The organism is Cellulomonas pasadenensis, from assembly GCF_047229365.1.
Lineage (GTDB): Bacteria > Actinomycetota > Actinomycetes > Actinomycetales > Cellulomonadaceae > Cellulomonas.
Genome location: NZ_JBFTEP010000029.1, coordinates 1 through 25,426, shown reverse-complemented (window position 1 = coordinate 25,426; position 25,426 = coordinate 1). Strand labels below are relative to the sequence as shown.

Here is a 25,426-nt window from a genome sequence, read left to right as displayed (position 1 = left end):
GAGGTCCGGACGTCGGTGCCGGGGCTGTCGCCGTCGCGGGCCAACGACTTCCTGCAGTGCCCGCTGCTGTTCCGGTTCCGCGTCGTCGACCGGCTGCCCGAGCCGACGTCGCCGGCCGCGGCACGGGGCACGCTCGTGCACGCGGTGCTCGAGGCGCTGTTCGAGCTGCCCGCCGCGGAGCGCACGCCCGAGGTCGCCCACGCCCTCGTCCCGGTGCACTGGGACACGCTGGTCGCCTCCTCCGAGGCCTACGCGTCGCTGCTGTCGACCGACGAGGAGCGCGCCGAGCTGGTGGCGTCGGCGGAGCGGCTGCTCAGCACGTACTTCACGCTCGAGGACCCGACGCGGCTGGAGCCGCGGGCGCGCGAGCTGCGCGTCGAGGTCGACCTCGAGGACGGGCCGCGGCTGCGCGGCGTCATCGACCGCGTCGACGTCGCGCCCAACGGGTGGGTCCGGGTGGTCGACTACAAGACCGGGAAGTCGCCCCGCGCCGGCTACGAGAGCAGCGCGCTGTTCCAGATGCGGTTCTACGCGTACGTCGTCTGGCGCACGCGCGGCGTCCTGCCGAAGCGGCTCCAGCTCGCCTACCTCGGCGACGGGGTCGTCATCGCGCACGAGCCCACCGAGCCCGAGATGCACACGCTCGAGACCCGGGTCCGGTCCATCTGGGCCGGCATCCAGGACACGGCCCGGTCCGGCGACTGGCGGACGCGGACGTCGCGGCTGTGCGACTGGTGCGCGTTCCGCGACCGCTGCCCCGCGTTCGGCGGGACGCCGCCCGAGGTGCCGCCGGGCGCGGTCGAGCGCGCGCTGGGCGTCGTGCCGGACACCGCGCCCGCCGCCTGACGGCGCGCCCGGGGCGCGACCCTCAGCGGGGCGGTGGAGCCGAGGCGGGGCCGGCGGCGACCCCGTCAGGCCGCGGGACGCAGGTCCAGCGTCTGACCGGCGGCGACACGCACGAGCACGTCGAGGTCCACGTCGGCGAGCGACGCCGTGCGGGTCACGCCGGCGGGCGGCGCGATCGGCGCGGCCGTCTGCACGGCGACGACGCGCGCACCGGACGCCACGGCGGACGCGATGCCCGAGCGCGAGTCCTCCACGGCCACGGTCCGCGCCGGCTCGACGCCGAGCAGCCGCGCCGCCGTCAGGTACGGCTCCGGGTCCGGCTTGGGCCGACGGACGCGGTCCCCGGCCACGACGACGTCGAACAGACCGACGGCGGCGGCGAACGGCTCGGCCAGCACCGAGAACGACGACGTGACGAGCGCCTGCGGCACCCCGGCGGCGTGCAGCGCCTCGACGAGCTCGCGGGCGCCCGGCTGCCACGGGATCCCCGCCGCCACGGCCGCGCCGACGGCGCTGTTCAGGGCGTGCGCGATCTCGGCGACCTCGAGGGCGACGCCCCGCTCCTGGAGCGCCGCGGCGCACACGGCCATCGAGCTGCCGACCATCGCGAGCGCGTCGTGGTGCGTCCACGTGCCGCCGTGCGCCTCGACGAGCTCGACCTCGGCGGCCATCCAGTGCGGCTCGGTGTCGATGAGTGTGCCGTCCATGTCCCAGAGCACGGCGGCGGGCAGACCCGCGGGCAGCTCCGCGCGCTGTGGTACGGGCCGGTCGGTGGTCGGGTCCGTCGCCGGGACGGCGGGGATCTCGTCGGTGCTGGTCAGCGGTGCCTCCGGGGCTCGCGCGGGCGTCCGCCGGGCTGCGGCGGGGACGCGGGGGTGACGTCCAGGCTAACGGCGCGGGCCCGCGGACCCGCACCGGCGCCGCCCGGACGTCACCCCCTCGCCGCGCGCCGCCCTCCTCGCGGGGGCGGCTCAGCGCGCGGTCAGGCGCACTGGGCCTTGCGCACCCCGCCGGCCGTGACGGCGCCGAGCTCGACGCCGCGCGGACCCGTGTTGCCCCAGCACCCGAGGTCGCCCGCGACGGCCAGCGCGCCGAGCAGGACCGAGTGACGGTTGTCCATGAACCAGGCGGAGCCGCCGACCGTCACGTCGAGCGCGCCGCCGGTCGCCTCGTCGCAGAGGTCGGGCGCGGGCGCCGACGACCCGACGCGGACCACCGCGGTCCGGCTGTTCTTGATCTTGAGGTTGCCGCCGACGTCGGTGCGGCACACGGTCGCGCCCTCGGCGAGGTCCGACGTGAGGTGCTCGGCGACCGCCGAGGCGGTGACCGTCTGCACGCCGCGGCGCAGCGTGACGCGACCCGCGACGTACGACCCGTCGACCGACGCGGACGTGAACGAGCGCACGTCGACGTCCCCGCCGACCGTGCTCTCCGACGCGGCCCACACCTCGACCTCGCCGGCGATCCCGCCGCCGACGGACACGCCCTGCAGCTGGAGCGCGCCGCGGCCCTCGAGCGTCACGTCGCCGGCGACCGTGCCGCCGAGCACGTCCACCGTCGCCGACCGGGCCGTGACGCCGCCGTAGACGGTGGTGTCGACGAGCACCACCTCGGCGCCGTCCCCGGCGACGAGGGAGCCGTCCACCGTCCCACCGGTCAGGTACAGCCGACCGCCCGGCGCGACGGTCACGTCGCCCGGCAGCGCGTCGTCGCTCACCTCGCAGGACGCGCCCGACGGCACCGACAGCGCGACGGCCGACCCGTCCGCACCCGCACCGCACGCGGCGGCCCCACCCCCGTCGGCGACGGCGGGCGCACCGAGCGCCACCCCCGCCACCAGTCCCGACACCATCCCGGCTGCCGTCAGCACGGCACGCACACCTCGACGCATCGCTCCCCCTGCTCTCGTCGACCCCCGGCCCCTCGTCGGACCGGCGTGGTCTGGTGGGGCGAGCATGGCAGCCGTCACGCAGGCGCGACAGCCCACGCGCGGGTCCGGGCGGCGCGCGCCGACGCACCCGTCGGGGCGCCGCGCCCTAGGCTGGGCGGGTGACCGAACCGACCGGGGCCGACCTGCCGGCGCGCGAGACCGTCCTGCTGGCGGCCTTCGAGGGGTGGAACGACGCCGGTGGCGCCGCGACGGCGGCCCTCGAGCACCTGCACGACGCGTGGGACGCGGAGCAGGTCGACGAGCTCGACCCGGAGGAGTACCACGACTTCCAGGTGAACCGTCCCGTCGTCGGCCCCGGCCCGGACGGGACGCGCGAGATCACGTGGCCGACCACCGCCGTGGCGGTCACGACGACGCCCCGCACCGGCCGCCGGGTCGTGCTGGTGCACGGCATCGAGCCGTCGATGCGCTGGCGCCGCTACTGCGGCGAGCTGCTCGACATCGCGGCGGGCCTCGGGGTGCGCACGATCGTCACGGTCGGCGCGCTGCTCGCCGACGTGCCGCACACCCGCCCGATCCCGGTCAACGCGACGAGCGAGGACGCCGACGTGCGCGAGCTGCTGGGCCTCGAGCCGAACACGTACGAGGGGCCCACGGGCATCGTCGGGGTGCTGCAGCACGAGGCGGCGGCGCGCGGGCTGCAGGCGTTGTCGCTGTGGGCCGCCGTCCCGCACTACGTCGCGGCGCCGCCGTCGCCGAAGGCGACGCTCGCGATCCTGCACCGCATCGAGTCGCTGCTCGGCGAGCCCGTGGCGCTCGGCGACCTGCCGGACGACGCCGTGGCGTGGCAGCACGGCGTCGACGAGCTCGCGGGCGACGACAGCGAGATCGGCGAGTACGTGCGCCAGCTCGAGGAGGCCAAGGACACCGCCGAGCTGCCGGAGGCGAGCGGCGAGGCCATCGCACAGGAGTTCGAGCGCTACCTGCGGCGCCGCGACAAGGGCACCGGCGGCTGATCCCGCCGGGTCCGCCGCCGCGGGCCGGGGCGCGTCGTCAGAGCCGCACGCCGAGCAGGGCGTCGACGGTGCGCGCGACGACGCCCGGTGCGCCGTGCTCGACCGGCACGCGGCCCTCGAGCGCGGTGCGCGCCCACGCGTCCACGGCCGTGAGCGCCGTCGGCGTGTCGAGGTCGTCGGCGACGGCCGCCCGGACCGCGGCCAGCACGGGCGCCGACTCCGGGCCCCCGTTGCCGGACAGCGCGCGGCGCCACGTCGCGAGCCGCTCCTGCGCGGCGGCCAGCTCGCCGGTCGTCCACTCCCAGTCGTCGCGGTAGCGGTGCGCGAGGACGGCGAGGCGCACGGCCGCGGGGTCCACGCCCTCCGCGACGAGGCGCGAGACGAGCACGAGGTTGCCGAGCGACTTGCTCATCTTCTGCCCGTCGTACGCGACCATCCCGGCGTGCAGGTGCACGCGCGCGGCGGAGCCGGCGTCGAGCACGCGCAGGTGCGAGTCGCTGCACTCGTGGTGCGGGAAGACCAGGTCGGACCCGCCGCCCTGCACGTCGAACGGCACGCCGAGACCGTCGGCGGCGATGACGGCGCACTCGATGTGCCAGCCGGGACGGCCGCGGCCGAGCCCGGCGTCGTCCCACGCGGGCTCGCCGGCGCGCTCGGCCCGCCACAGCAGCGGGTCGAGCGGGGACCGCTTGCCGGGCCGGTCGGGGTCGCCGCCGCGCTCGGCGCTGAGCGCCCGCATCGTCGCGTCGTCGAGCCGGGCGACGGTGCCGAACGCGGGGTCGGCGGCCAGGTCCGCGTAGACGTCGTCGCCGGCGGCGTCGGGCGTGGGGACGCGGTAGGCGGCACCGGCGTCGAGCATGCGGCGCACGGCGGCGGCGATCTGCGGCACGGTCTCGACGACCCCGCGGTACACGTCGGGCGGGAGGACGCCGAGCGCGGTCATGTCGGACCGGAACAGCGCGATCTGGTCGGCGGCGAGGTCGCGCCAGTCCACGCCGGTCGCGGTGGCGCGCTCCAGCAGCGGGTCGTCCACGTCCGTGACGTTCGACGCGTAGGTCACGTCCTTGCCGGCGTCGCGCCACGCGCGGACGAGGACGTCGAACGCGATGTAGGTGGCGGCGTGCCCCAGGTGCGTGGCGTCGTAGGGCGTGATGCCGCAGACGTACAGGGTCGCGCGCGGGCCCGGTGCGGCCTCGACGAGCTGCCCGGTCGACGTATCGCGGACGAGGACCGGACCGCCCTCCCCGGGGAGCTGCGGGACGTGGGGGGCGGGCCAGGTGAGCACGCCGGAAGCCTAACCGCCCCTCCGACGGCGGCCGGCGGCGCGCGCGTGCGCGGTCAGGCGTTCGCGGGCGCGCTGACCGGCTCGAGCACGCCGGTGAGCAGGAGCAGCACGACGACGAGCGCGAGGCCGATGCGGTAGTACACGAACGGCGTGTAGCTGAACGTCGAGACGATCTTGAGGAACGCGATGATGACGACGTAGCCGACGACGAACGCCACCACCGTCGCGACGAAGGTCACACCGAGCCCGGGGGTGCCGGCCTGCCCGAAGTCGCCCGCGCTCTTGGCCAGCTGGTACAGCCCGGACCCGAACACGGCGGGGATGGCCAGCAGGAACGAGTACCGCGCCGCGGCCTCGCGCGTGTAGCCCATGAGCAGGCCGCCGGTGATCGTGCCGCCGGAGCGTGACACGCCGGGCACGAGCGCGAGGGCCTGCCAGAACCCGAACGCGAGGGCGTGCCGGGGGGTCAGGTCCTCCAGCGTGCGCTGCTGCGCCGCGCGCCGGTCGGCCCAGCCGAGGAGCAGCGCGAACACGACGAGCGTGAGCGCGACGAGCCAGAGGTTGCGGAACGGGCGCTCGATCGCGTCCTGGAACGCCAGCCCGAGGACGACGATCGGGACGCTGCCCAGCGCGATGAACCACGCCATGAGGGCGTCGTGGTCGGCCGGACGCCCCGCGGGCATGCCCAGCCGCGAGCGCAGGTCGGTGCCGTGCGCGCCGCGCACCGCCGCCCACCACGCGAGCACGATGCGCCTGATGTCGCGCCGGAAGTAGAGCAGCACGGCCGCCTCGGTGCCGAGCTGGGTGATCGCGGTGAAGGCGGCCCCCGGGTCGCCCGACCCGAGCAGCTCGCCCACGATCCGCAGGTGCGCGCTGGACGACACGGGCAGGAACTCCGTGAGGCCCTGCACCACGCCGAGAAGGATGCCGTCGCCCGTTCCGATGCCCGTCGCCACGAGGGGCAACCCTAGCGGCGCCGCGCCACCGGCCGGCGCGCGTGCGACCTGCACGGACCCGCCACCGGGCCGTCACGGGCCACGCACGACCGGGCGACGCGGCCGCGCGCACGCCGCGGCTAGGGTGGCGCCCCATGGAGCACCGCCGGCTGGGACGCACCGGGCTGCGCGTGTCCCGGCTCGGGCTCGGGACCATGACGTGGAGCCGCGACACCGACGACCACGAGGCCGCCGAGCAGCTGCGCGACTTCGTCGACGCGGGTGGGACGCTCGTCGACACGTCCGCGTCGTACGCCGACGGCGGGGCGGAGGAGCTGCTCGGTGCGCTGCTCGGCGACGTCGTCGACCGCGACGACGTCGTCCTGTGCACCAAGGCGGGCGTGCGCCGCACGGCCCGCGGTGCGACCGTCGACGCGTCGCGCGGCGCGCTCCTCGACTCGCTCGACGGCTCCCTGCGCCGGCTGCGCACCGACCGCGTCGACCTGTGGCTCGCCACGCCCGACCCCCGCACGCCGCTCGAGGAGACGGCGTCGGCGCTGCGGCACGCCGTGACCTCCGGGCGGGCGCGGTACGTCGGGCTGTCGAACCACGCCGGCTGGCAGGTCGCGCGCGTCGCGACCCTGCTGGAGCCGGACCCCGGGTTCGCGGCCGTGCAGGCCGAGTACTCGCTGCTGCAGCGCGGCGTGGAGCGCGAGGTCCTGCCGGCGTGCGCGGCGCTCGGCGCGGGGCTGCTCGCGTGGTCGCCGCTCGGTCGCGGTGTGCTCACGGGCAAGTACCGGCGCACGATCCCGTCGGACTCGCGGGCGGCGTCGGCGCACCTCGCCGGGTTCGTGCAGCCCTACCTGACCGCGGACGCCTCGGGCGTCGTGGACGCGGTCGTGACGGCCGCGTCCGGGTTGGAGCGCGCACCGCTCGAGGTGGCGCTCGCGTGGCTGACGGGGCGCCCGGGCGTCGCCGGCGCGGTCGTGGGGGCCCGTACCGCCGGGCAGCTGCGCGCGGCGCTCGCCGCCGAGGACCTCGAGCTGCCGGACGAGATCGTGTCCGCGCTGGACGAGATCACCGCGCCCGCCGTCGGGTACCCGGAGCGGCTCGGGTCCCGCTGACGTCGCCCGGCCGGGCGCGTCGCTCAGGCGTCGGCGTCCGCCAGCTCGTCGTCGTCGAGGTCGACGTCCGCGTCCTCGTCGAGGTCGTCCTCGTCCAGGTCGTCGTCCTCGTCCTCCTCCGCGAGGTAGAACGGCGTCGCCTCGCCGTGCACGGTGCCCAGCGCGTCGTCGTAGACCTCGAAGGCGTCCGCGAGCACGTCGTACGCGTCGTCCACCGCGGGGTCGTCGTCACCGTGCTTGGAGACGACGGCGGTGTAGTGCGCCTCCAGGGCGGCCACCAGACGGTCGAGAGCGGCACGCGGGTCCACGGTCATGCGACGACCGTAGCGCCGCGCGAGGCACAATGGCAGCGGATCACGGCCGCGCACGCCGCCGGCCGGGTCACGCGGACAGGACGAGGACCGGGCACACGGACGGGGTGAGGCGTATGGCGGACCGGCGCGCACCGGCGGGGCGCAACGACTGGGTGACCCAGGGCGGTCAGTGGGAGTACCGGGTGCTCACCATCCCGCGCACCACCTCGACCGGCGACGCCCGCCGCCTGCTCACCGACGAGGCCGAGTACGGCCGCTGGGAGCTCGCCCGCACGCGCCTGTACGCGGGCGGCGAGCGGCGCGTGTGGCTGCGCCGCAAGATCATCCGCGTGCGGTCGACGCTGGTCTCCGCCGCGGGCTGACGCGCCGTCGCCCGCCGCAGGACGTCTGCGGCGGGCGACGCGGTCAGCAGGCGCTCAGCAGCCGGTCCAGGACGCGCGTGCCGAACCGGAGCGCGTCCACGGGGACCCGCTCGTCGACGCCGTGGAACATCCCCGCGAAGTCGAGGTCGGCCGGCAGGCGCAGCGGCGCGAACCCGTACCCGGTGATGCCCAGCCGCGACAGCGACTTGTTGTCGGTGCCGCCCGACAGCATGTACGGCAGGACGTGCGCGCCCGGGTCCTCCGCGGTGACGGCCGCGACCATCGCGTCGACGAGCGCCCCCTCGAACGGCACCTCGAGGCCCGTGTCGCGCACGATGTCCTCGACCCGCACGTGCGGCCCGGCGAGCGCCGCGACCTGCGCGTCGAACTCCTCGGAGAGGCCGGGCAGGAAGCGGCCGTCGACGGCCGCGGTCGCGGACCCGGGGACGACGTTCTCCTTGTAGCCGGCGGCGAGGCGCGTCGGGTTGGTGGAGTGCCGCAGCGTCGCGCCGACGAACTTCGCCGCGGGCCCGAGCGCGTCGACCAGCGCGTCGAGCGACGCGGGGTCCTCGGGGTCGAAGCGCAGGCCGGTGAGCTCGGCGACGCCCTCGAGCAGGGCGCGGACCGTCGGCGTGAGCTGCACGGGCCACGGGTGCCGCCCGATGCGCGCGACGGCCTCGGCGAGGTGCACGACCGCGTTGTCGGTGTGCACCTGGCTGCCGTGCCCGGCCCGCCCGGACGCGACCAGGCGCAGCCAGCCCAGCCCCTTCTCGGCGGTCTGCAGCAGGTAGACGCGCTGCCCGGCGACGTCCACGGAGAAGCCGCCGACCTCGCTGATCGCCTCGGTGGCGCCGGCGAACAGCTCGGGCCGGTGGTCGACCGCCCAGCCGGCGCCGAGCCGGCCGCCGGCCTCCTCGTCGGCGAACATGGCCACGACGAGGTCGCGCGCCGGACGGCGTCCCTCGCGGACCATCTGCCGCACGACGGCCAGCACCATCGCGTCCATGTCCTTCATGTCGACGGCGCCGCGGCCCCACACGAGGCCGTCCCGGACCTCGGCGGCGAACGGGTCGACGCTCCAGTCCGGGGCGTGCGCCGGCACGACGTCGAGGTGGCCGTGGACGACGAGCGCGGGGCGGCTGCTGTCGGCGCCCTCGACGCGGACGACGACGCTCGCGCGGCCCGGCTCGCTCTCGAACAGCTCGGGCTCGAGGCCGACGTCCTGCAGCAGGCCGACGACGTACTCGGCGGCGGCACGCTCCCCCGGCCCGGTGCCGTCGCCGGGGTTGGAGGTGTCGAAGCGGATGAGCTCGCGGCAGAGGTCGACGACCTCGTCCTCGGCGGTGGGCGTGGCGCCGGGCGTCCCGGCGTCGGCGGCCGTCACCGGGCGTCCGTCCGGTCGAGCCCACGGCGGGCGAGCAGCGGCTCGATCCGCGCGTCGCGGCCGCGCAGGTCGCGGAAGGCCTGGAGCGGGTCGATCGACCCGCCGCGGCCGAGGAGCCGGGCGCGGAACGCGTCACCGTTCTCCCGGCGCAGGCCGCCGTTCTCGGCGAACCACTCGACGGTGTCGGCGTCGAGGACCTCCGACCAGATGTACGCGTAGTAGCCGGCCGAGTAGCCGCTGCCGAACACGTGGTTGAAGTACGTCGTGCGGTAGCGCGGCGGGACGGGCGCGAACGCGACCCCGGCGGCCTCCAGCGCGGCCGCCTCGAACGCCTCGACCTCGGCGGGGTCGGTCGGGACGTCCTCGGGCGCGAGGCGGTACCAGGCCTGGTCGAGCAGCGCGGCGGCGAGGTACTCCGTCGTCGCGAACCCCTCGCCGTCCTGGCGCGCGTCGAGCAGGGTGCGGACCCACTCGGCCGGCATGGGCTCGCCCGTCTCGTGGTGGACGGCGTAGGACGCGAGGACCTCCGGGTCCCACGCCCACATCTCGTTGACCTGCGACGGGTACTCCACGAAGTCGCGGGGCACGTTCGTGCCCGCCTGCGACGGGTAGCGCACGCGCGCCAGGAGGCCGTGCAGCGCGTGCCCGAACTCGTGGAAGAGCGTGATGACCTCGTCCCACGTGAGCAGCGTCGGCTGCCCGGCCGGGGGCTTGGGCACGTTGAGGTTGTTCACGACCACGGGCAGCTCGCCCCGCAGCCCGGACTGGTCGACGAACGAGTTCATCCACGCCCCGCCGCGCTTGGACGGGCGCGTCCAGAAGTCGCCGAGGAACAGACCCGTGCCGGAGCCGTCGGCGTCGAAGACCTCGAACACGCGCACGTCCGGGTGGTACCCGACGAGGTCGTGCCGCTCGGCGAACGTGAGCCCGTACAGGCGGTGCGCCGCGACGAACACGCCCTCGGTCAGCACGCGGTCGAGCTCGAGGTACGGACGCAGCGCCGACTCGTCGAGCTGCCGCTTCTCCTGGCGCACGCGGTCGGCGTAGTAGGCCCAGTCCCACGCCTCCAGGACGGCGTCCGGGTGGTCCGCGCGCAGCGCGACCTCGAGCTCGGCGGCCTCCGCGCGGGCGTTCGCGACGGCGGCCGGTGCGAGCCGCGCGAGCATGTCGGCGACGGCCTGCGCCGACCCGGCGGTGGCGTCCTCGGCCACGTAGGCGGCGTGGTGCTCGTACCCGAGCAGCCGGGCACGCTCGGCGCGCAGCCGCACGAGCGCGAGGAGCGTCTCGCGCGTGTCGTTCTCGTCGCCCGTCGCGCCGCGCGTGACGGACGCGCGGTGGATGCGCTCGCGCAGCCCGCGGTCGCGCAGCGACGCCAGCACCGACTGCTGCGTCGGCAGCTGCAGCTCGAGCAGCCACGCGCCCTCGTGGCCGCGCTCGGCGGCCGCCTGCGCCGCGGCGTCGCGCGCGTCCTGCGGCATGCCGTCGAGCTCGGCCTCGTCGGTCACCAGCACGGCGGCCGCGTTGGCGCCGGCGAGGAGCTTGCGCCCGAAGGCGGCGTCCAGCGTCGTGATCTCGGCGTTGATCGCGCGCAGGCGGTCCTGGTCGGCCTCGGGGAGGCCGACGCCGGCGCGCGCGAACGCGCGGCGGGTGCGGTGCAGCAGCCACGCGGTGTCCGGCTCGAGCTCCGTGCCCTCGAGCGACGCGGCGAGCGCCTCGACGCGTGCGTGCAGGCGCGCGTCGAGCCAGATGGCGTCCTGGTGCGCGGCGTACAGCGGGGCGAGCTCCTCCTCGATCGCCTGGAGGCCGGGCGTCGAGTCGGACCCGGCCTGGTTGTAGAACGCCGACGCGACGCGGTGCAGCAGGTGCCCCGAGCGCTCGAGCGGGACGAGCGTGTTCTCGACCGTCGGCGCGGCCGGGTCGGTGGCGACGGCCTCGACCTCGCGCCGCTGCTCCGCCATGCCGGCGAGCAGCGCGGGCAGGTAGTGCTCCTCGCGCACCTCGCGGAAGTCCGGCAGCCCGTACGGCAGCGCGGACGGACGGGCGAACGGGTTGGTGGGGTCGAGGGCGGTCGCGTCGGGTGCGGAGGTCATGCGCCCATCGTCACAGATGCCGCGTGCCCGGTGCGCGCGTCGGCGAGCGTGCCGAGCGGTGCCGCGGGCAGGCCGTGCGCGTCGGCCACCGCAACGTTGTGCAGGCGCCCGGCGTGCGTCGTCAGGCCGGCGGCCAGGCCGGGGTCGTCGGCGACGGCGGCGCGCCAGCCGCGGTCCGCGAGGGTGGTCAGGTACGGCAGCGTGACGTTGGTGAGCGCGCGCGTCGACGTGACGGGCACGGCGCCCGGCATGTTGGCGACGCAGTAGAAGACCGAGCGGTGGACGAGGTAGGTGGGGTCGTCGTGGGTGGTCGGGCGCGTGTCCTCGAAGCAGCCACCCTGGTCGACGGCGACGTCGACGAGCACGGACCCGGGCCGCATGGCGGCGACGAGGTCGCTGCCGACGAGCCGGGGTGCGCGGGCACCGGGCAGCAGGACGGCACCGACGACGAGGTCGGCGTCCAGCAGCTCGTGCTCGAGCGTCCACGCGGACGACGCGAGGGTGCGCACGCGGCCGCCGAAGCGGGCGTCGAGCTCCCGCAGGCGCGGCGCGGCGACGTCGAGGACCGTGACGTCCGCGCGCATGCCGACGGCGATCTCGGCGGCGTGCGTGCCGACGACGCCGCCCCCGAGGACGACCACCTTGCCGGGCGGCGTGCCGGGCACGCCGCCGAGGAGCACGCCGCGGCCGCCGCCCTCCCCCTGCATGAGGTGGTACGCGCCGACCTGCGTGGCGAGGCGTCCCGCGACCTCGCTCATGGGGGCGAGCAAGGGCAGGGAGCCGTCGGGGGCGCGGACCGTCTCGTAGGCGATCGACGTGGTGCCGGCGGCCAGCAGCGCCTCGGTGGCGGGCCGGTCGGCGGCGAGGTGCAGGTACGTGAACAGGACGAGGTCGTCACGCAGGTGGGGGTACTCGGACGCGACGGGCTCCTTGACCTTGCACACGAGCTCGGCCGACCACGCCTCGGCGGCGGTCGGGACGACGCGCGCCCCGGCGCGGGCGTACTCGGCGTCGTCCAGGTGCGAGCCCGCACCGGCGCCCGACTCGACGAGCACGTCGTGGCCGGCGCGCACGAGCCGGTCGACGCCGGCGGGTGTGACGGCCACCCGGTGCTCGCGGTTCTTGACCTCGCGGGGGATGCCGACGCGCATGGGGCGCTCCTGTCGTGCCGGGCGGCGCGGTGGCGCCGCGGTCGTCGGGCGGACGTCCGGGTGTGACGCCGCTCACGCCCCATTCTGAACCTCCTGTGTTGCGGGACGGTGACGGCCGGATGCCGTTCGGTAACGTCGCGCTATGGACGACGCGGATTCGCCACGGCCGGCTCCGGGACGGGGTCCTCGCCGAACGGGGTTCGGTGCCGGCACGCCGCCGCTCGACGACGTCGACCGCCTCCTGCTGCGCGAGCTCGAGCGCGACGGCCGCCTGTCGAACAAGGACCTCGCCGCACGTGCCGGTCTCGCACCCTCCACGGTCCACGCGCGGGTCGCGGCGCTGCGGCGCGCCGGCGTCCTGCGCGGCTTCCACGCCGACGTCGACCCGGGGGCCGTCGGCCGCGGGCTGCAGGCGATCATCGCGGTCCGGCTGCAGGCGGCCGCGCGGGCGCGCCTCGGCGCGTTCGCGCACACCCTCGCCGGGCGGCCGGAGGTGCGCGACGTCTACCTGCTGGGCGGCGCGGAGGACGTGCTCGTGCACGTGGCGGTGCAGGACTCCCCCGCGCTCCGGGCGTTCGTCGTGGAGCACCTGAGCACCCGGCCGGAGGTCGCGCACACGCAGACCAGCCTGGTGTTCGAGCACCTGCACGCCCCGACGACGGCGGTGTGACGTGGTCCGCGAGCGCGCCGGCGGCCGGGTGCACCGCAAGGCGCGGGCGGGCGCGCCCCCGGGCTACTTCGCGTGCGAGGCGGCCGGGCTGCGGTGGCTGCGGGTCCCGGGCGGCGCCCCGGTCGTCGAGGTGCTCGACGTCGCCGACGACCACCTCGACCTCGTCCGGCTGGCGCCCGTGCCGCCCGACCGCGCCGCAGCGCACGCGTTCGGCGCCGCGCTCGCGCGCACGCACGACGCGGGGGCGACCGCGTTCGGCGCGCCACCCGACGGCTGGTCCGGCGACGGCTTCGTCGGGCCGCTCGCCGACCCGCTGCCCATGCCGTTCGGCGCGTACGCGTCGTGGGGCGCCTTCCACGCCGACTGCCGCATCGCCCCCGTCGCGGAGGCCCTGCGGGCCGCCGGACGCACCGGCGCGGCGGACGACGCGGCGTTCGCCCGGGTCGCGGAGCGCCTGCGCGCCGGCACGTGGGACGACGACGACCCGCCGGCGCGCCTGCACGGCGACCTGTGGTCCGGCAACGTCGTCTGGACGACGGACGGCGCGACGCTCGTCGACCCGGCGGCGCACGGCGGGCACCGCGAGACGGACCTGGCGATGCTCGCGCTGTTCGGGCTACCGCACCTCGACGCGGTGGTCGACGGGTACGCGGAGGTGCACCCGCTCGCGCGCGGGTGGCAGCACCGCACCGGCCTGCACCAGCTGTTCCCGGTGGCGCTGCACGCGGTGCTCTTCGGCGGCGGGTACGTCGCGCAGGCGTGCGCGCTCGCGCGGCGGTGGGCAGGGGCCTGACGGGCCGTGCCCACCGCAGACGGTCCGACGGGACGTCCGACGGACCCGTAGGTGCTGCTCCTCAGGCACCGCTCAGGGTGCGGGGTTACCGTCGAGGAGGTTCCGGACGGCACCCCCGGCCGTCCGGGACACCCGCCGAGGAGGTCCCCCATCCGTCGTCCCATCGTGCTCGTGCACGGCACCCGCACGTCGTCGGCCATCTGGCAGGCCCAGGTCGCGGCGCTGCGCCACGGCGGCCACCCGACGCACGCCATCGACCTGCCCGGGCACGGCAGCCGCAGCACCGAGCGGTTCACGCTCGAGGGCGCGCTCGCCGCGATCGACGAGGCCGTCGACGCGTGCCCCCAGCCGCCGCTGCTCGTCGGCCTCTCGCTCGGCGGGTACGCGTCGCTGGCGTACGCGCGCCGGCACGAGGCGAAGCTCGCCGGCGTCGTCCTGGCCGGCTGCTCGACCGAGATCAAGGGCAAGCCGCTGCACCTGTACCGGCGGGCGTCCACCCACGTGACGCGCTGGCTCGGCACGGGGCAGGGCACGTGGCACGTCGTCACGGACATGCTCGCGGCACTCGCGGGGTACTCGCCGCTGCGGGACCTGCGCCGGCTGCTGCTGCCGGTCTGGGTCGTCAACGGCCGCCGCGACCCGCTGCGCCTCGACGAGCGCCGCTACCTGCGCGCGCTGCCCGGCGTGCGGCTCACCGTCGTGCCGCGCGCCGGCCACGACGTCAACAGCCACGCCCCGGCCGCGTTCAACCGCGTCCTGCTCGACGCGCTGCACGAGCTGGCCGCGCACGTGCCGGCGCGCGCGCACGCCTGAGGCGTCGCGCCGGGGTCGACGCCGGAGGCCGGGTGCGCCCGCGCGGCGCCCGCTACTGTCGCCGGGACGACGGAGGGAGCGGCCGGTGGAGCGCATCGCGGTGCTGTCGGACGTGCACGGCAACATGACGGCCTACGACACGGTGCTGCGCGACCTCGACGCCCGGGGCGTCACCACGGTCGTCAACCTCGGCGACGTGGTGGGCAAGGGGCCGCGCGGGCACGCCGCCGTGGCGCGCAGCCGCGAGCGCTGCGCCGTCACCGTGCGCGGCAACTGGGACGACTTCCTGCCGCGGCCGCAGACCGTCCGCGACGAGGCGCTGACCTGGTGGTACGACGAGCTGACGCCCGACGACCACGCGTGGCTGCTCGGCCTGCCGCTGGTGCACCACCTGGAGCTCAGCGGGCGGCGGATCCGGCTGCTGCACGCGTCGGCGCGCAGCGTGCACGTGCGCGTGCACGTCCACCACACCGACGCCGAGTTCGCCGGCATGTTCGCCACGACGGAGCTCACGGGCGACGGCCCGGAGCCGGCCATGGTCGGCTACGGCGACGTGCACGACGCGTACGTCGAGATGCAGGACGGGCGGACGCTGTTCAACGTCGGCAGCGTCGGCAACCCGCTCGACGAGCCCACCGCGTCGTACGTGGTGCTCGAGGGCGAGCCGGGCGGCGACCGGTCCGCGCCGTTCTCGCTGCAGGTCGTGCGCGTGCCGTACGACGTCGAGGCGGAGATCGCCGTGGCGCGCGACCTCGGCATGCCGGAGCTGGAGGCGTACGCGGTCGAGCTGCGCACGGCCGTGTACCGGGGCCTGCACGCCGGGCGCGGGCTGCGCGCCGACGACGTCGTGCGCGACCGGGTCTGACGCTCAGCGCGCCGCGCCGAGGAACGTCCGCAGGGCGGAGACGAACGCCTCCGGCTGCTCCGAGTGCACCCAGTGCCCGGCACCCTTGAGGGTGACGAGCGTCGTGCGCGGGAACAGCCGGCGCATCGCCGGGCCGTGCTCGGGGCGCACGTAGTCGGACCGGTCCCCCGCCACCCACAGGACGGGGTGGTCGAACGCGGCGTCGCCGACGTCGGGGAAGCCGCCGATCACGGGCAGGTCGCGCCGCAGCAGGTCGAGGTTCGCCTGCCAGCGGAACCCGTCGCCGTCGGTGCGCAGGTTCTGCAGCAGGAAGCCCCGCACGCGCGCGTCGTCCACGCGCTCCGCGAGGCGCTCGTCGGCCTCGCCGCGACGCGTCAGCGTGGTGAGGTCGATCGCCGCGAGGCTGTCGAGCAGGTGCGCGAACTCGCCGAGGGACCCGCCCGACGCGGGGGCGATGTCGGCGACGACGAGCCGGTCGACCAGGTCGGGGTGGCGCAGCGCGAGCACCATCGCCACCTTGCCGCCCATGGAGTGCCCCACGACGTGCACGGGGCCGTCCGCCGCGAACCCCGCACGCAGCTGGGCCGCGACGAGATCGGCCGTGGCCGTGTAGTCGAACACGTCCGTCCACGCCGAGCGGCCGTGGTTCGGCAGGTCGACAAGGAGCGAGCGGAAGTCCGGCACCAGCGCCTTCGCGATCCCCGTGAAGTTGCGCCCCTGCCCGAACAGGCCGTGCAGGAAGGCGACGCGCGCGCCCTCCTCCCCCACGGTGGTGGCGCTGACGGTGCCGGGCGCGGTGGTGCTCACGGGCACCGAGCCTAGGCCGCGGCGCTGCCGACAGCGGATCCGCCCTCGGCAGCGCGGCCCCCGTCGCCCCCCGCGCCCGGCGCAGGGTGGGTCCATGAGCACGCAGACGCCCACCCGCCCCTACGACGACGAGCTGCTCGCCCGGCTCGCGTACGAACGCATCGTCGTGCTGAGCACGGCGCTCGACGAGCGCACCGGCCACCGCATCGCCGCCCAGCTGCTCCTGCTCGCCGCCGAGGACCCGCGCACCGACGTCACGCTGTGGATCAGCTCGCCCGGCGGCTCGGTGCCCGCCATGCTCGAGATCCACGACGTCATGCGCCTGATCCCCAACGACGTCCGCACCGTCGCCGGCGGCATGGCCGCGAGCGCGGGCCAGTTCCTGCTGTCGGCAGGGACGCCCGGCAAGCGGTTCGCGCTGCCGCACGCGCGCGTCCTGCTGCACCAGGGCTCGGCCGGCATCGGCGGGACGGCCGTGGACGTCGAGCTGCAGGCCGACGACCTGCGGCACACGCGGGACACCGTCCTGGGCCTCGTCGCCGAGCACACGGGTCAGCCGGTGGAGCGGATCCGCGCGGACTCGCTGCGGGACCGCTGGTTCACCGCCGAGGAGGCGCGCGCGTACGGGTTCGTGGACGCCGTCGTCGGGTCCCTGGCCGACGTGCGTCCCACCGCCGGTGCCGCGCCGCGGGTGGGGGTCAGGCCGTGAGCACGTACACGGTGCCCTACGTGACGGAGCGGCGGGCGGGCGTCGAGCGCACCATGGACGTGTTCAGCCGGCTGCTGTCCGAGCGGATCGTCTACCTCGGCACCGAGATCGACGACGGCGTCGCGAACGTGCTGGTCGCGCAGCTGCTGCACCTGGAGTCGGAGAGCGACCTGCCCGTGCAGCTGTACATCAACTCCCCCGGCGGGTCGCCGTCCGCGATGCTCGCCGTCTACGACGCGATACAGTACGTGCGCGCGCCGGTCGCCACGACCTGCGTCGGGCAGGCGGCCGGGCCGGCGGCGGTGCTGCTCGCGGGCGGCGCGCCGGGCAGGCGGGCCGTCCTCGCGCACGGTCGTGTCGTGCTGCACCAGCCGGCGACGCGCGGGCAGGGCACGATCCCGGACCTCATCCTCGCCGCGGACGAGGTGGTGCGGGTACGGGCCGAGCTCGAGGAGGTCCTCGCCCGGCACACCCGCAAGGACGTCGCCGCGCTGCGGCACGACACCGACCGCGACCTCGTCCTGACGGCGCCGCAGGCCGTGGCGTACGGGCTGGCGGACGAGGTGCTCACCGCCCGGCCGCGGTGAGCGCGGGCCGCACCGTGAGGACCACGCGCGACGGTCAGGCGGCGAGCAGCCGGGCGCGGTCCTGCCGCGGTGCGGCCACGCGCCCGGCCGGCGCGCCGACGGCGGCCGGTGCGGCGACGGCCGTGGGCGACGACGTGAGCACGAGGACCGGGCGTCCCGCCGTGCCCGACGCCGCCGGCGCGCCGAGGACCTCAGCGATGCCCCGCGCGAGGTCGACGAGCGTCAGCCCGAGCGCCTCCGTGAGCGCCGCCAGCACCTCCGACGACGGCTCCTTGCGTCCCCGCTCGACCTCGGACAGGTACTGCGGGGACAACCGCGCGCGCGCCGCCACGTCGGTGAGCCGCAGGCCCTGGGCCTCCCGCTCGCGGCGCAGCAGCGCGCCGATCGTGCGCCGCCACGCCGTGGGGCGCCGGCGGACCGGGGCGAGGGCGACGGCGTCGTGCGGCATGCCCCGACGCTAGCCCCGCCACCGCACCCGGCGGGAGACGATCTGCCGACAGCAGAACGCCGGCGCCCGGGGTCGCCGCCCGACGCGGTCGACGGGCGACCGGTCGACGTCGCCGGTCCGCCCGCCGTCGCCCGTCAGCCCGCCGTGGCCCGGCCGCGCCGGAGGCCGACGAGTGCGGTCGCCGCCGCGTCGAGGTCCAGCCCGTTGACCTGCTGCACCCGCGCGAGCGGCTCCGCCGGGACGGCCCGCACGCCCACCAGGGCGCCGGCCATGCCGGCCGCCATCGACGCGACCGTGTCGGTGTCGCCGCCGGCGCTCGCGCCGAGTACCGCGGCGCGCCACGGGTCGCCGCCCGCCCGCACCACGCAGGCGACGGCGGCCGGCACGGACTCGACGGCGGCCACCGACGTGCCGACGTCCGCCGCGAGCCGGCACAGGAAGTCGCCGTCGTCGGCGGTCGACGCCACCCGCAGGGCGGCACGGACGGCCTCGGTCAGGGACGTCCCCGCGGCCGGCACGCCGCGGCGTGCGGCGAGCTCCGCGACGTCGAGACCGCGCGCGACGTGCGGCAGCGGGTCGACCGCGCCCCCACCCGGTGGTGCGTCGAGCGCCGAGCTGACCACCGCGGCCACCAGCGCCGCCGCCGCGAGCGCCTCCGCGGTGTGGTGCGACATGACGCACGTCTCCTCCACCGCGTCGACGAGCGCCACCGGGTCGTCGACCGGCACGGCGACGCCGACCGGCGCGACGCGCATCGCCGCGCCGTTCGTGCGGCCGGTGCGGCCGGTCGTGCGCGGGTCGGCGCCCGCGCGCAGCAGGGCGAGGGCGTGCGCGGTGCTCGGCCCGATGACGGCGTCCGCACGCGGCCCGGCGGCGTCGACCCACGCCAGCAGGTGCCGCACCACGACGTCGGCGCGCGGCCGCCCGCCGGTCTCGAGGAGCACGTCGACCAGCATCAGCGTCTGCTCGGTGTCGTCGGTGACCCTGCCGGCGGGCATGCCGCGTCCCGTCCCGGGCAGCAGCCGGTCGACCGTGCCGTGCTCCGCCGCGACCCGCTCGCGCGTCCACTCCTCGACGGGCATGCCGAGCGCGTCGCCGAGCGCCACGCCGGCGAGGCACCCGAGGGCACGCTCGTGCAGGCGGTCGCCGCCGCGCGCGTCGTCGGACGCCGCGTGCGACGGGTCGGGCGTCACCAGGTCGGGCGTCACCGGGTCCGTCCCCGGGCCCGGCCCCTCGGTGCCGGACTGCCGTCCCCCCGCGTCCCCGGGTCGTCGGGTGCCCACCCCGCCCACGCGCCGGCGACGACCGCGCCGGCCAGCGCCGCCCCCGCGACCACGTCCGAGGGATGGTGGACGCCCAGCAGCACGCGGTCCGCGGCGGTCAGGACGGCGACCAGCGCGGCCGCTGCGGGCACCACCGCCCGCGCGCGCCGACCGAGCAGCGGCCACGTGACCACGGTCAGCACGACGCCGGCGGCCACCGCACCGGCGGCGTGCCCCGACGGGAAGCTGAAGCCCGAGGCGTGCGCGAGCGGGTCCTCCAGCACCGGGCGCGCCCGCTGCACCAGCAGCTTCACCGCCGTCGACGTCCCCCACGACGCCAGCAGCGTCAGCACGCCCCACAGCGCACGCGACGGCAGGCCGCGCCGCCGCGCCACCCACAGGCACACGCCGGCACCGGCGAGCACGAGCCAGCCGGGTTGCGTCACCTCCTGCCACACGACCAGCGCGTCGTGCAGCGCCGGCGCGGACCGGGTGACGTCCGTCGCCGCCGCGACGGCGCGCTCGTCGAGCACGTGCAGGGCGGACGACCGGGTGCGGACCACGAGCGCCAGCGCCGCGACCGGCAGGGCGAGGACGGCGCACACGCCGGCCGCACGCGAGACCCGACGACGGGTGCGGCGCGACAGCGGCCGCCGTGTGGTGGCCGGCGGGGGTGGCGTGCCACCGGGCGCCGCACCGAGGGGCTGCGCCGCGCCGGACCGGTCCATGGCCAGCAGGCTAGGCCGACCGCGGCGCCGCGGCCCGGCCGGGGACGACGACGGCCCCCGACCAGCAGGTCGGGGGCCGTCGTCGTCGCTGTCTCAACGAGTGTCCGGAGGGGGACTTGAACCCCCACGCCCGTTAGGGCACTAGCACCTCAAGCTAGCGCGTCTGCCATTCCGCCACCCGGACAGGTGGACCTCGGCGGCCCTTGCGGACCCCTCGGCGCGGCAGAAAACATAGCACGGCGCGGACGCGATCCCCGCATCGCCCCTCGCCGCGCCCGGCCGGCCGCCGCGTGTGCGGCGTCGCGGCGGACGCGTCGCCCTCCCCCGGCGGGCCACCGCGCCGTGGCCGCTCGTGGGGGGCAGACTGCCTGGTGGGAGCACCGGACCGCAGGAGGGTCGCATGGTCGACGTGACGGGCACGAGCACCTCGCGACCGCGCTCGGGGGCGGTGAGCCCCGTCGCGCGGCGGGTCGCCGGCGGTCGGCGCAACCCGCACGTCGTGGGGGCCGACGAGACCGCGCCGCGGTGGCTGCGGCGCTCCGCGGGCGTGTCCTGGCGGCTGCTCGTGGTGGTCGCGGCCGTCGTGCTGGTGTTCTACGCCACCTCGCGCGTGCAGCTGCTGTTCGTCGCCGTCTTCCTGGCGCTCGTCTTCACCGCGGTGCTGCGTCCGCTCGTCGACGCCATGGACCGGGTGATGCCGCGGGGCCTGGCGACGGCGCTGGCGCTGCTCGCCGGCATCCTGTTCTTCCTCGGCATGCTCACGTACGTCGGGTACTCGATCGCAACGCAGTGGAACGACCTGGCGCGGCAGTTCGAGACCGGCATCGACCAGATCACCGACTTCCTCGAGAGCGGCACGCTGCCGTTCACCATCACCAACGACCAGATCGTCGACGCGATCGACGAGGGCGTCGCCTGGGTGCGGGAGCACGCCGGCGACATCGCCACGCAGGCGGCCGCGAGCGCCGGGTCCGTCGCCGTCGGCTTCACGGCGCTCGCGCTGGCGATCTTCTGCACGGTGTTCTTCCTCGCGCGCGGCACGCAGATGTGGACGTGGTTCCTCAACCAGCTGCCGGTGCGGGTGCGGGAGTCGTGGGTCACGGCGGGCGGCGCCGGCTGGTACACGTTCTCGGGGTACACGCGGGGCACGGTGCTCATCGCGCTGGCCGACGGCGTCCTCGCGTTCGTGCTGCTCAGCGTCCTGCGCGTGCCGCTCGCGGCACCGCTCGCGGTGCTCGTCCTCATCGGCGCGTTCATCCCGCTCATCGGCGCACCGGCCGCGATGGTCGTCGCGATGATCGTGGCGCTGGCCGCCAACGGCCTGTGGAGCGCCGTCGCGGTGGGCGTCGGCATCGCGCTCATCGGCCAGCTCGAGGGGCACGTGCTGCAGCCGCTCATCATGGGCAAGCAGGTGTCGTTGCACCCGGTGGTGGTGGCGCTCGCCGTCACCGCCGGCACGCTGACGGCGGGCATCCTCGGCGCGGTGATCTCGGTCCCGCTCGTCGCGGTCGCCTGGGCGGTGTACTCGCGGCTGCGCACGCTCGACCCGCCGATGGACGAGGAGGACGCGGCCGACGGCAGCGAGCCCGTCGACGACGAGGACGACGGCGCCCGGCCGGCCGGCACGACGCCGGTCGCCGCTCCCCCGGGCGGCTGACCGGACGCACGTGGCCAGTCGGCGGGCTCACTGGAAGTCCCGCGACGCGGACCGCACCTGCAGCGACAGCGGGCTCAGGTGCTCCGCGACGACGTTCGTCGCACCGTCCGCCTTCTCCAGCCGCCCCCGCACGACCATCGCCCTCGCCGTGCGCGCGGTGCGCCGGAACCGCTGCCACAGCCCCGGCGAGCACACGACGTTGACGAGGCCCGTCTCGTCCTCGAGGGACAGGAACGTCACCCCCTGCGCCGTGCCGGGACGCTGGCGGTGCGTCACGACCCCCGCGACGGCCACGCGCCGCCCCTCGTCCGTGCGGAACACCTGCTCGATGCGCAGGACGCCGGCCCGGTCCAGGCCGTCGCGGACGAACTGCGTCGGGTAGGAGTCCACCGACACCCCGGTGGCCCACACGTCGGCGGTCGCGACCTCGACGTCCGCGAGACCCGGCAGCGTCGGCGCCCGGACGCCGACCGCCACGCCGGGGAGCGTGTCCGGGCCCTCCTGCGTGAGCGCGCCCGCGGCCCACAGCCCGGCCCGGCGGTCGACGCCGAGACCGGCGAGCGCGCCGGCGGTCGCGAGCGCCTCCAGCTGCGGCGTGGTGAGCTGCACGCGCCGCACGAGGTCGTGCAGGTCGGCGAACGGCCCGTGCGCGGTGCGCTCGGCGACGAGCCGGCGCGCGAGGTCCTCGCCGATCGTCCGCACCGACGACAGCCCCTGCCGGACGACGAGCGAGCGCGGTCGCGGGTCGCCCGTGCCGGTGCGCACGCCCGCGCCGGCGACCGGGCCGGTCCCGCTGGGCGTGGGCACGAGCCGCGGCTCCCCGTCCGGCGGGGTGGGCGCGACGCGCTCGACGACGGCCAGCGCGTCGGACGCCTGCACGTCGGGGCGCAGCACCTCCACGCCGTGGCGGCGGGCGTCGGCGACGAGGCTCTGCGGGGAGTAGAAGCCCATCGGCTGGGCGGCGAGCAGGCCCGCGTAGAAGGCCGCCGGGTGGTGCACCTTGAGCCACGCGCTCGCGTACACGAGGAACGCGAACGAGTACGCGTGGGACTCGGGAAACCCGAAGTCGGCGAACGCCTTCAGCTTGTCGAAGATCTGCTCGCGCACGTCCGGCGCGATGCCGTTGCGCGCCATGCCGGCCATGAGCCGCGCACGCAGCGCCTCCATGCGCTCCATCGACCGCTTCGAGCCCATGGCGCGGCGCAGCTGGTCGGCCTCGGCGGGCGTGAAGTCGGCGACGTCGATGGCCATCTGCATGAGCTGCTCCTGGAACAGCGGCACGCCGAGGGTCTTGCCGAGCGACTTCTCCAGCCGCGGGTGCAGGTACGTGACCTTCTCGCGCCCCCGCGCGCGGTTGATGTACGGGTGCACGGACCCGCCCTGGATGGGCCCGGGGCGGATGAGCGCGACCTCGACGACGATGTCGAAGAACCGGCGCGGGCGCAGGCGCGGCAGGGTGCCCATCTGCGCGCGCGACTCCACCTGGAACACCCCGACGGTGTCGGCGTCCGACAGCAGCTCGTACACGAGCGGGTCCTCGTACGGCAGCGCGTGCAGGTCGAGCACCAGGCCCTCGTGCTTCTCGACCTCGGTGAAGCCGAGCCGCAGCGCCGTGAGCATGCCCAGGCCCAGCAGGTCGAACTTCACCAGACCCGCGTCGGCGCAGTCCTCCTTGTCCCACTGCAGGACCGTGCGGCCCTCCATGCGCGCCCACTCCACGGGGCACACCTCGATGACCGGGCGGTCGCACATCACCATCCCGCCCGAGTGGATGCCCAGGTGCCGCGGCAGCCGCAGGAACCGCTCGGCGAGGTCGATGACGTGGTCGGGGATCTCCTCGTTCTCCGCCGCCGACGGCGGCAGCACGTCCGGCACGACGTCGTGCCGGTCCGCGGTCGCCAGCCCCGGCGTGCCCGACGGTCCCACGGGACCGGACTTCGTCAGGTGCCACCACGACGTCGGCTTCTCCGGGCCGCGCAGCGTCGACCAGTGCTCGATCGTCGTGCTCCACGCGTCCTGCTGGCCGACGTCGTACCCGAGCGCCCGGGCCGCGTCGCGGACCGCGGAGCGCGGGCGGTAGGAGATGACGTTGGCGACCTGGGCGGCGTGCGTGCGCCCGTGCGTGGCGTAGACGTGCTGAATGACCTCCTCTCGGCGGGCCGACTCGATGTCGACGTCGATGTCCGGCGGGCCGTCGCGCTCGGGCGCGAGGAACCGCTCGAAGAGCAGGCCGTGGCGCACGGGGTCGACCGCGGTGACGCGCAGGACGTAGCAGACCGCGGAGTTCGCGGCCGAGCCGCGGCCCTGCGCGAGGATGCCGTTGCGGCGGCAGAAGTCGACGAGGTCGTACACGACGAGGAAGTAGCCGGGGAACCCGAGGTCCTCGATGACGCGCAGCTCGTGCTCGAGCTGCGCGTACGCGCCGGGCACGCGCTCGTCCCCCGGCGGCCCGTACAGCTCGTGCGCGCCGCGGCGGACGAGCTCGCGCAGCCAGCTCGCCTCGGTGTGCCCGGCGGGGACCGGGTACGGCGGCAGCCGCGGCGCGACGAGCGCGAGGTCGAAGGCGCACTCGGCGGCGAGGTCGGCGGCCGCGGCGACCGCGTGGGGGTGCCGGCGGTGCAGGTCGAGCATCTCGGCGGCCGAGCGCAGGTGCGCGGTCGGCGCGCCGGGCAGCCACCCGTCGAGGTCGTCGAGCGACGAGCGTGCGCGCACGGCGGCGAGCGCCTGCGCGAGGTCGGCGTCGCGCGGGGTCGCGTAGTGCACGTTCCCGGTCGCGACGAGCGGGAGGCCGGCGTCGGCGGCGAGGCCCGCGAGCGCGTCGGCGCGGTCGGTGTCCCACGCGTCGCCCGCGGCGGTCGTCTCGACCGCGACGTTGTCGCGCCCGAAGAGGGCGACCAGCCGGTCGAGCTCGCGGCGCGCGGCCTCCCGCCCCCCGGGGACGACGCCGCCGACGCCCGACGGGTCGCCGCCCGCGAGCGCGCGCCGCACGGCGCCCTTGCGGCAGCCGGTGAGGACGAGCCACTGCCCGTCGGCCGCCGCGGCGAGCTCCTCGAGGCGGTGGTCGGCGGCGCCCTTGCGGCCGGTGCGCAGGTGCGCCTCGGCGATCGCGCGCGAGAGCGACCGGTAGCCGTCGGGCCCGCGCGCGAGCACGAGCAGGTGGCTCGCGCGCGGGTCCGGCGTGCCGGTGGGCGCGTCGAGCACCGGCGCCGGGGACGGGCGCCGCTCACGGACGTGGCGGCGCCCGTCCGGGGCCGGCAGGTGCAGCTCCGCGCCGAACACGGTGGGCAGGCCCACGGCACGGGCCGCCTCCGCGAACCGCACGACGCCGTACAGGCCGTCGTGGTCGGTCAGGGCGAGCGCGCCCAGGCCGAGGCGGGCCGCCTCGGCGGCGAGCTCCTCGGGCTGGCTGGCGCCGTCGAGGAAGCTGAACGCGGAGTGCGCGTGCAGCTCGGCGTAGCGCGGGTCGGTCGTGGCGGGGTCAGTCATAGTCGGCCTCGCACGTCCAGGCGCCGTCCGCCCACGTGAGCAGCACGGCACCGCCGTCCTCGAACGCCACCTGCGCGTGCGCCCGGACCTGCGGCGGGCTGCCCGGGTGGTTCCACCACCGGTCGGTGAGCAGCCACGGGCCGGCCCACCCGGCGACGGTCCGCGGCCCGGCCCCGGGCGGCGCCGCGGCGACGGGCCAGCGC

24 protein-coding genes, 1 tRNA gene and 1 pseudogene are annotated in these 25,426 nt (G+C 76.5%); 11 read left to right on the top strand and 15 right to left on the bottom strand.

From position 1 onward, the window contains the following. Window positions 1-15 precede the first annotated feature (15 nt). A complete protein-coding gene (locus tag AB6N23_RS06360) occupies window positions 16-846 on the top strand; it encodes a RecB family exonuclease (protein ID WP_412865256.1) in 831 nt (276 codons plus the stop codon). A gap of 65 nt (window positions 847-911) precedes the next feature. On the opposite strand, the gene AB6N23_RS06355 is transcribed toward AB6N23_RS06360, so the two are convergent. Both AB6N23_RS06355 and AB6N23_RS06350 read right to left on the bottom strand, forming a co-directional pair. Further along, window positions 912-1,565 (bottom strand): HAD family hydrolase, encoded by a 654-nt coding sequence (locus AB6N23_RS06355; RefSeq protein WP_412865250.1) that lies wholly within the window; start codon window positions 1,563-1,565, stop codon window positions 912-914. A gap of 263 nt (window positions 1,566-1,828) precedes the next feature. Then, window positions 1,829-2,716, bottom strand: coding sequence for a hypothetical protein (locus tag AB6N23_RS06350; protein WP_412865249.1), 888 nt, complete (start codon window positions 2,714-2,716; stop codon window positions 1,829-1,831). 179 nt (window positions 2,717-2,895) lie between these two features. Between AB6N23_RS06350 and AB6N23_RS06345 the strand changes: the two genes are divergently transcribed. Continuing rightward, a complete protein-coding gene (locus AB6N23_RS06345) occupies window positions 2,896-3,753 on the top strand; it encodes a PAC2 family protein (RefSeq protein WP_412865248.1) in 858 nt (285 codons plus the stop codon). Window positions 3,754-3,790: 37 nt separating this feature from the next. Here AB6N23_RS06345 and mshC read toward each other — a convergent pair whose 3' ends face one another. Beyond that, window positions 3,791-5,038, bottom strand: a complete 1,248-nt coding sequence (gene mshC / locus AB6N23_RS06340; protein WP_412865247.1) for a cysteine--1-D-myo-inosityl 2-amino-2-deoxy-alpha-D-glucopyranoside ligase — start codon at window positions 5,036-5,038, stop codon at window positions 3,791-3,793. 53 nt (window positions 5,039-5,091) lie between these two features. Continuing rightward, window positions 5,092-5,994 (bottom strand): undecaprenyl-diphosphate phosphatase, encoded by a 903-nt coding sequence (locus AB6N23_RS06335; RefSeq protein ID WP_412865246.1) that lies wholly within the window; start codon window positions 5,992-5,994, stop codon window positions 5,092-5,094. Window positions 5,995-6,128: 134 nt separating this feature from the next. On the opposite strand from AB6N23_RS06335, the gene AB6N23_RS06330 reads away from it, so the two are divergent. Further along, window positions 6,129-7,097: an aldo/keto reductase gene (locus AB6N23_RS06330; protein ID WP_412865245.1), complete on the top strand. Its 969-nt coding sequence runs from the start codon at window positions 6,129-6,131 to the stop codon at window positions 7,095-7,097. Between the two features lie 23 nt (window positions 7,098-7,120). Here AB6N23_RS06330 and AB6N23_RS06325 read toward each other — a convergent pair whose 3' ends face one another. Beyond that, complete coding sequence (locus AB6N23_RS06325; protein WP_412865244.1) at window positions 7,121-7,411, bottom strand: primosomal protein; 291 nt, start codon at window positions 7,409-7,411, stop codon at window positions 7,121-7,123. A gap of 113 nt (window positions 7,412-7,524) precedes the next feature. On the opposite strand from AB6N23_RS06325, the gene AB6N23_RS06320 reads away from it, so the two are divergent. Then, entirely contained in the window at window positions 7,525-7,773 is a 249-nt protein-coding gene (locus AB6N23_RS06320; RefSeq protein WP_412865243.1) for a DUF5703 family protein, read from the top strand. A gap of 43 nt (window positions 7,774-7,816) precedes the next feature. Here AB6N23_RS06320 and AB6N23_RS06315 read toward each other — a convergent pair whose 3' ends face one another. Genes AB6N23_RS06315 through ald form a run of 3 tightly spaced genes read right to left on the bottom strand, consistent with a single transcriptional unit; the run spans window position 7,817 to window position 12,398 of the window. Continuing rightward, window positions 7,817-9,157, bottom strand: a complete 1,341-nt coding sequence (locus AB6N23_RS06315; RefSeq protein WP_412865242.1) for a M20/M25/M40 family metallo-hydrolase — start codon at window positions 9,155-9,157, stop codon at window positions 7,817-7,819. Next, window positions 9,154-11,247 carry a M3 family metallopeptidase gene (locus AB6N23_RS06310; RefSeq protein ID WP_412865241.1) on the bottom strand — a complete coding sequence of 698 codons (2,094 nt, stop codon included), beginning with the start codon at window positions 11,245-11,247 and terminating at the stop codon, window positions 9,154-9,156. The genes AB6N23_RS06315 and AB6N23_RS06310 overlap by 4 nt, the downstream gene beginning before the upstream one ends. Beyond that, window positions 11,244-12,398, bottom strand: coding sequence for an alanine dehydrogenase (gene ald / locus AB6N23_RS06305; RefSeq protein WP_412865240.1), 1,155 nt, complete (start codon window positions 12,396-12,398; stop codon window positions 11,244-11,246). The genes AB6N23_RS06310 and ald overlap by 4 nt, the downstream gene beginning before the upstream one ends. Window positions 12,399-12,540: 142 nt before the next feature. Here ald and AB6N23_RS06300 point away from each other — a divergent pair, with 142 nt between their 5' ends. The 4 genes from AB6N23_RS06300 to AB6N23_RS06285 all read left to right on the top strand — a co-directional run bounded on the left by AB6N23_RS06300 (window position 12,541) and on the right by AB6N23_RS06285 (window position 15,539). Beyond that, window positions 12,541-13,068 (top strand): Lrp/AsnC family transcriptional regulator, encoded by a 528-nt coding sequence (locus AB6N23_RS06300; protein WP_412865239.1) that lies wholly within the window; start codon window positions 12,541-12,543, stop codon window positions 13,066-13,068. Between the two features lies 1 nt (window position 13,069). Continuing rightward, window positions 13,070-13,861: a fructosamine kinase family protein gene (locus tag AB6N23_RS06295; protein WP_412865238.1), complete on the top strand. Its 792-nt coding sequence runs from the start codon at window positions 13,070-13,072 to the stop codon at window positions 13,859-13,861. A gap of 150 nt (window positions 13,862-14,011) precedes the next feature. Continuing rightward, window positions 14,012-14,674: an alpha/beta fold hydrolase gene (locus tag AB6N23_RS06290; protein WP_489672001.1), complete on the top strand. Its 663-nt coding sequence runs from the start codon at window positions 14,012-14,014 to the stop codon at window positions 14,672-14,674. 85 nt (window positions 14,675-14,759) lie between these two features. Then, the gene (locus tag AB6N23_RS06285; protein WP_412865236.1) at window positions 14,760-15,539 is read left to right on the top strand and encodes a metallophosphoesterase family protein; all 780 of its coding nucleotides are present in this window, start codon (window positions 14,760-14,762) and stop codon (window positions 15,537-15,539) included. 3 nt (window positions 15,540-15,542) lie between these two features. Here the strand turns inward: AB6N23_RS06285 and AB6N23_RS06280 are convergent, their stop codons facing one another. Next, window positions 15,543-16,346, bottom strand: a complete 804-nt coding sequence (locus AB6N23_RS06280) for an alpha/beta fold hydrolase (RefSeq protein ID WP_412865235.1) — start codon at window positions 16,344-16,346, stop codon at window positions 15,543-15,545. 94 nt (window positions 16,347-16,440) lie between these two features. Between AB6N23_RS06280 and AB6N23_RS06275 the strand changes: the two genes are divergently transcribed. Continuing rightward, window positions 16,441-17,055: a ClpP family protease gene (locus AB6N23_RS06275; protein ID WP_412865234.1), complete on the top strand. Its 615-nt coding sequence runs from the start codon at window positions 16,441-16,443 to the stop codon at window positions 17,053-17,055. After that, a complete protein-coding gene (locus tag AB6N23_RS06270; protein WP_412865233.1) occupies window positions 17,052-17,642 on the top strand; it encodes a ClpP family protease in 591 nt (196 codons plus the stop codon). Before AB6N23_RS06275 ends, AB6N23_RS06270 begins: the two co-directional genes overlap by 4 nt. 34 nt (window positions 17,643-17,676) lie before the next feature. Here AB6N23_RS06270 and AB6N23_RS06265 read toward each other — a convergent pair whose 3' ends face one another. The 4 genes from AB6N23_RS06265 to AB6N23_RS06250 all read right to left on the bottom strand — a co-directional run bounded on the left by AB6N23_RS06265 (window position 17,677) and on the right by AB6N23_RS06250 (window position 20,264). Next, complete coding sequence (locus tag AB6N23_RS06265) at window positions 17,677-18,090, bottom strand: helix-turn-helix domain-containing protein (RefSeq protein WP_412865232.1); 414 nt, start codon at window positions 18,088-18,090, stop codon at window positions 17,677-17,679. Between the two features lie 134 nt (window positions 18,091-18,224). Next, window positions 18,225-19,298 carry an ADP-ribosylglycohydrolase family protein gene (locus AB6N23_RS06260; protein WP_412865231.1) on the bottom strand — a complete coding sequence of 358 codons (1,074 nt, stop codon included), beginning with the start codon at window positions 19,296-19,298 and terminating at the stop codon, window positions 18,225-18,227. Next, window positions 19,295-20,080: a phosphatase PAP2 family protein gene (locus AB6N23_RS06255; protein ID WP_412865230.1), complete on the bottom strand. Its 786-nt coding sequence runs from the start codon at window positions 20,078-20,080 to the stop codon at window positions 19,295-19,297. Before AB6N23_RS06255 ends, AB6N23_RS06260 begins: the two co-directional genes overlap by 4 nt. Before the next feature lie 101 nt (window positions 20,081-20,181). Then, window positions 20,182-20,264, bottom strand: a tRNA-Leu gene (locus tag AB6N23_RS06250). A gap of 216 nt (window positions 20,265-20,480) precedes the next feature. On the opposite strand from AB6N23_RS06250, the gene AB6N23_RS06245 reads away from it, so the two are divergent. Next, the gene (locus AB6N23_RS06245) at window positions 20,481-21,737 is read left to right on the top strand and encodes an AI-2E family transporter (RefSeq protein WP_412865229.1); all 1,257 of its coding nucleotides are present in this window, start codon (window positions 20,481-20,483) and stop codon (window positions 21,735-21,737) included. A 27-nt stretch (window positions 21,738-21,764) separates the two neighbouring features. On the opposite strand, the gene dnaE is transcribed toward AB6N23_RS06245, so the two are convergent. Together dnaE and AB6N23_RS06235 are read right to left on the bottom strand one after the other, a co-directional pair. Further along, on the bottom strand, window positions 21,765-25,223 hold the full coding sequence (gene dnaE / locus AB6N23_RS06240; protein WP_412865228.1) for a DNA polymerase III subunit alpha: 3,459 nt from the start codon (window positions 25,221-25,223) through the stop codon (window positions 21,765-21,767). Further along, a pseudogene (locus tag AB6N23_RS06235) lies at window positions 25,216-25,426 on the bottom strand (DNA polymerase Y family protein); the annotation flags it as partial. The pseudogene AB6N23_RS06235 and the gene dnaE, both read right to left, overlap by 8 nt.